Origin of the sequence: Treponema sp. OMZ 840, assembly GCF_050937815.1 — a bacterium.
Taxonomy (GTDB): domain Bacteria; phylum Spirochaetota; class Spirochaetia; order Treponematales; family Treponemataceae; genus Treponema_C.
On sequence record NZ_JACDIJ010000039.1, the window covers coordinates 1 to 661 of the forward strand.

Here is a 661-nt window from a genome sequence, read left to right on the forward strand (position 1 = left end):
GAGCACATTTTCAAATGTGCGAACTCAAAGCCGATTATCCGCGATGTTTTGACGGGCATAATGCCGCACATAAAACATCCTGTTTTAAATCCTGCACACGGATGTGCAGAAAAGCCGTTAGTAATCAGTTTTGAGCTATGCTCAAAACTGGTGTTGCAAACGGAACACGAGGTTCCGTTTGCATACAAACTCGACGTTGAAGCGAGCGGCGCTATGTAAGCCGTGAGCTTCAACCTGTACCCGCCATTCCCGCTGTTCCGTAGGAAAAGCGGGAAATTTCTTTTCACAGTCCCGGCACGGATGCCGGAACAGTTCCATATAAACAAGATTGCCTGCGGCAAACCGTTTGCCGTAGGCAATCTTGAAGCATACAATCGGACAGGACGTCCGATTGTATGCACCGCCCCTAAGAACCCGGCCTATACAGCTGACAGCTGTACGTTCGATGTTATCTTTAAGTGTGAGCACATTTTCAAATGTGCGAACCTAAAGCTATTTTTATGCGAGTTTTGCTTCGCAAAACTCGTCGTGCAAACGGGCGGCGCCATTTGTGCCGCCCGTTTGCACCCGTACACGGAGGTACGGAAAAGCCGTTAGTAATCGGTTTTGAGCTATGCTCAAAACCGGAGTTCAAAACCGGGCAGGACGTGCGGTTTTGAAC

Annotated in this window: 2 protein-coding genes; one reads left to right on the top strand and one right to left on the bottom strand. The window is 49.0% G+C overall.

Going from position 1 to position 661, the window contains the following annotated elements:
* The coding region (locus tag H0R92_RS14010; RefSeq protein ID WP_432966295.1) for a hypothetical protein at positions 1 to 219 on the top strand (219 nt) is incomplete at its 5' end.
* A 253-nt stretch (positions 220 to 472) separates the two neighbouring features.
* Here H0R92_RS14010 and H0R92_RS14015 read toward each other — a convergent pair.
* A partial coding sequence (locus tag H0R92_RS14015; RefSeq protein WP_432966298.1) for a hypothetical protein occupies positions 473 to 661 on the bottom strand: 189 nt, incomplete at its 5' end.